This is a genomic window from Streptomyces sp. NPDC049577 (genome assembly GCF_040675635.1).
GTDB lineage: Bacteria > Actinomycetota > Actinomycetes > Streptomycetales > Streptomycetaceae > Streptomyces.
Map to the genome: position 1 here is coordinate 1 of NZ_JBFAPH010000462.1, position 3,887 is coordinate 3,887.

Consider the following 3,887-nt stretch of genomic DNA (forward strand, 5'->3'; position numbering starts at 1 on the left):
CACCCGCGCGCATGGCGGCTGCCCTGCCCGCCGACGCGCACGGCCGCACGGCTGCCTCCCGCCCCGCCGGTTCGGTGCCGCCCAGCCATCCCTTCGACGGACTGCCGCAGGTGGGCACGTTCTTCTGGACCGACGGGAACAACACCGGCCGCTTCTGCGGCGGGACCGTCATCCGCAGCCCGCACCGCGACCTGGTGGTCAGCGCCGCGCACTGCCTGCGCTCCCCCGACCCGAAGAAGCAGCTGTCGTTCGTGCCGCAATACCACGACGGCCTCAAGCCGCACGGCGTCTTCCCGGTCGATGCCATCTACATCGACCAGCGCTACTACGACCTGGGCACCGACGGCGGCGCGCGCTGGGACTACACGGTCGTACGGCTGGGCGAGCGCGAGGACGACGCGGACGTGCAGGACGCGGTCGGCGGGTTCGACCTGGCCGTCCACCCCGGCTACGACCACAGGAACGTGCGGTTGATCGGCTACCCGGGCAACAGCGACGCGAAGTACCCCAAGCCGCTGGACTGCGCGTCCTCCACGCACCGCTACACCAGCACCGATCCCAAGGCGCCCGGCGACTTCCTGGAGATCGCCTGCGCCGGCTACGTGGGCGGCACCTCGGGCGGACCGTTCCTGGTCCGCGGGCCGGAGGACTATCTGCTGATCGGTGTCATCGGCGGCTACCACACCGGGGGCGACACCCCGGACATCTCCTACAGCTCCTATTTCACGGACGACCTGCTCGCGCTGTACCTGCGGGCGGTCGAGGGCGAGGAGCCGGCCGCGCGGCGCTGAGACGCGGACGGCGGCGCCCCCGGGCCGGGGGCGCCGCCGTTTCCCGTGACGCGTGCCGTCGTCAGCGACGGCGCGGGTGCCGGGTGAGGGTGTAGCCGCCCACCGCGGCCAGGGCGGCGAGCACCGCCCCGCCCACGGTCCACGCCCAGCGGTCGGAGAACCAGCTGCCGTTCCAGCCGTCCTCCGGCTCGGCGACGGCCTTGGCGTGCAGCGGTGCGCCCAGTTCGCCGCCCTCGGCGTGGTTGCCGCCGGTGTCCTCGGCGGTGGCCTCGACCTCGGCCCGCACCGGCAGGCCCAGGTCCTGGTCGGGCGTGTCCGTGACCGTCACGCGCACGTAGTACGCGCCGGGCAGCGGGTCGTTGGACCAGCGCTCGGCCCAGGGCCGCACGGTGCGCAGCGTGCAGGTGAGGGTGACGGTGGCGTCCTGCTGCGACGCCCGCTTCGCCGGCTCGCCCGAGGCGCAGGCCTGGCGGCGGCGCAGTCCGTCGAAGACGTCCAGCCGCCAGGTGGCGGCGCCGTGCCGGGCCGAGGCCTCCGGCAGGCTGACGGTCGCCTTCGCGGTCGGCCGCTGTCCGGCGCCGGCCGGGAACTGCCAGTAGAGGTAGTCGCCGTTGGACGCGTCGGCCGTCGCCTTCTCGCCCTGCGCGACGGGGGTCGCGGTGCGGAAGGTGGTGCCCGCCTCGGTGGGCTTGTCGTCGGCGTCGTCCGCCGTGGCGGCACCGGAGGACAGCAGCAGCGCGGCGCCGGCCAGCACACCGGCCACGGTCGCGCGCCTCCCGTTACGGATCGTCCGCATCAGTTCTCCCTCCACACCGCGACGCGCCAGCGGGCCAGCCAGCCCCAGAGCAGACCGGCGAGCAGCCCGGTCACGGTCAGTACGAGCAGCAGCACCCAGCCCCGGCCGAGGCCGAACGCGGCCACGTCGGAGGGGTTGTCCGGTCCCTTGACCAGATCGACGGCCAGCTCGACGGGCAGACCGGGGTCCCGCTTGACGGACGGGGGCGCGGAGAAGGAGGTGGAGACCTCCAGGCACACCGTGCGGGGTTCCTTGTCGCGGTCGTCCTTCGCCTCGGCCACGGGATGGCGCAGGCCCGCCGACAGCACGTCGGTGCGCCCGCTCCCGGCGTCCGAGCCGCGGACGAGCTCCTGGCCGCCCTCGGTCACGGCCCGCAGCAGCACGCCGTAGTCCCGGTCGACGGGCCGGTCCGCGCCGACGCTCACCGCGGCGCGCAGCTCCTGGCCGGGCTTGACCTTCACCTTGTACCAGCGGTGCTCGGAGAACTGCTCCCGGTCGGTGTACACCCCGGCTCCGAGCTCCGGCGCGGTGGAGCACTCGGCCGTGCCCTGCGCCGGCCTCGGCTTCTCGACCGGCGTGTCCGCCCGCCGGACCAGCTGCTTGATCCGGCCCGAGAGCTCCTTGCGGTGCCGCACGGTGGTGTACGTGCCGCCGGTGGCCTCGGCGATACAGGTCAGCTGCTCACGCGTCTTGTCGTCCTGGGTCAGCCCCAGGGTGTCGACGGTCAGGTGCGTGCCCTTGGCGGCCAGTTCGCGCGCCACGTCGCAGGGGTCGGGCAGCCCGCAGGAGTCCTCGCCGTCGGTGATGAGCACGACCCGGCGCGTGCCGCCGTCCGTCCCCAGGTCCTCGTCCGCCCCGCGCAGCGCGTACCCGATGGGCGTCCATCCGGTCGGCCGCAGCGTCGCCACCGCGGCCTTCGCCTCGGTGCGGTCCACCTGGCCGACGGGGTAGAGCTGCTTGCTGTCCCGGCAGCCGATCTGCTTGTCGTCGCCGGGGTAGGTAGCGCCGAGCGTCCGGATCCCGAGCCGTACGCCTTCCGGCACCGCGTCGATGACCTCGTTGAACGCCTGCTGGGCGGCCGCCATGCGCGACTGCCCGTCGATGTCCTGGGCCCGCATCGAGCCGCTGACGTCGAGGACGAGCTCGACCTTGGGGGAATTCTTCGGGGGCCCGTCGGCGGCATCCGCCGGCGCGGTGCCCGCGGCCAACGCGGCGAGCAGTGCGCAGGCACCCGCCGCCAGCCGTTTCGTGATGATCATCGGGTGATCCTATGGAACGGGGCGGTGCGGCCTCAAAACACGTGGTCAGGCGCCGGTGCGCCGGCGCAGCGCCGCGGTGGCGATGTCCAGGAAGTCCGGTGCGGGGCCCACCCGGTTGTTCTCCGGTACGGCCAGGCAGGTCTCGACGGGCAGGGCGTCCGTGACGGTCAGGTAGACGAGGTCGGGGCGGGAGTAGGAGTCCGCGATGCTGACGGGGACGAGCGCGATGCCCTGCCCGGCGGCGATGAGCTCGAACTTCTCCTCCAGCGAGGACGTCCGCCGGGCCCTGCCGCCGAGGATCGGCTCACCGTCGAGATCGGCCGACGTGAGGGCACGGCGGCCGGCCAGCGGATGCGTCACCGGCAGGCACGCGACCTTGGTCTCGTGACCGATGGGGACGGTGCGCAGCCCCGAGTCGTCGAAGGGGCGCCGGAGGTACCCCAGCTGCGCGCGGCCGTCGCGCAGCGGCGCGTCCTGTTCCCACCAGCGCAGCGGAAGGACATCGACGACGACGTCCGGATGGATCGGCGTGAACGCCCGGATCGCGTCCGAGACGTGCAGGCCGGGTGAGAAGGCCACGACGAGCCGCTGTTCGCCCCGCCGGGCCTCGTGCACGCGCCGGAGCGCGCCGTCCACCACCGCGGTGATCCTTGACGCCTCGTCATACAACTGTTTCCCGGCGGAGGTCAGCTCGACGCTGCGCGTGGTCCGCGTGAACAACGAGCAGCCCAGCTCCTGTTCGAACGCGCGGATCTGCCGGCTGAGGACCGGCTGTGCGATGAACAGCGCCTGTGCCGCCCGGCCGAAGTGCCGGTGCTCGGCCACCGCCACGAAATAGCGGAGCTTCCGCAGATCCAGATCCATGCCGTGACGGTATCAATGCGGTCCGAAGGGTATTGGACGCCCGGCACGAACCGATCGGAGACTTGCGGCATGATCACCGACACCCGCAAGACCGCCGTCGTCATCGGGGCCTCACGGGGCCTGGGCCTCGGGCTCGCCGCCGAGTTCCTCCGACGCGGCTGGGACGTCATCGGCACG

At 73.1% G+C, this 3,887-nt stretch carries 4 protein-coding genes and 1 pseudogene; 2 read left to right on the forward strand and 3 right to left on the reverse strand.

Annotated features, from left to right (window positions below):
- The coding region (locus tag AB0K09_RS30905; protein WP_366068714.1) for a trypsin-like serine protease at nucleotides 1-791 on the forward strand (791 nt) is incomplete at its 5' end.
- 61 nt (nucleotides 792-852) lie between these two features.
- Here AB0K09_RS30905 and AB0K09_RS30910 read toward each other — a convergent pair.
- The 3 genes from AB0K09_RS30910 to AB0K09_RS30920 are packed head-to-tail and all read right to left on the reverse strand — an operon-like array spanning nucleotide 853 to nucleotide 3,710.
- Complete coding sequence (locus AB0K09_RS30910) at nucleotides 853-1,587, reverse strand: hypothetical protein (protein WP_366068715.1); 735 nt, start codon at nucleotides 1,585-1,587, stop codon at nucleotides 853-855.
- Nucleotides 1,587-2,846 carry a VWA domain-containing protein gene (locus AB0K09_RS30915; protein ID WP_366068716.1) on the reverse strand — a complete coding sequence of 420 codons (1,260 nt, stop codon included), beginning with the start codon at nucleotides 2,844-2,846 and terminating at the stop codon, nucleotides 1,587-1,589. The genes AB0K09_RS30910 and AB0K09_RS30915 overlap by 1 nt, the downstream gene beginning before the upstream one ends.
- A 45-nt stretch (nucleotides 2,847-2,891) precedes the next feature.
- A complete protein-coding gene (locus AB0K09_RS30920) occupies nucleotides 2,892-3,710 on the reverse strand; it encodes a LysR family transcriptional regulator (RefSeq protein ID WP_366068717.1) in 819 nt (272 codons plus the stop codon).
- A gap of 69 nt (nucleotides 3,711-3,779) precedes the next feature.
- On the opposite strand from AB0K09_RS30920, the pseudogene AB0K09_RS30925 reads away from it, so the two are divergent.
- A pseudogene (locus AB0K09_RS30925) lies at nucleotides 3,780-3,887 on the forward strand (3-oxoacyl-ACP reductase); the annotation flags it as partial.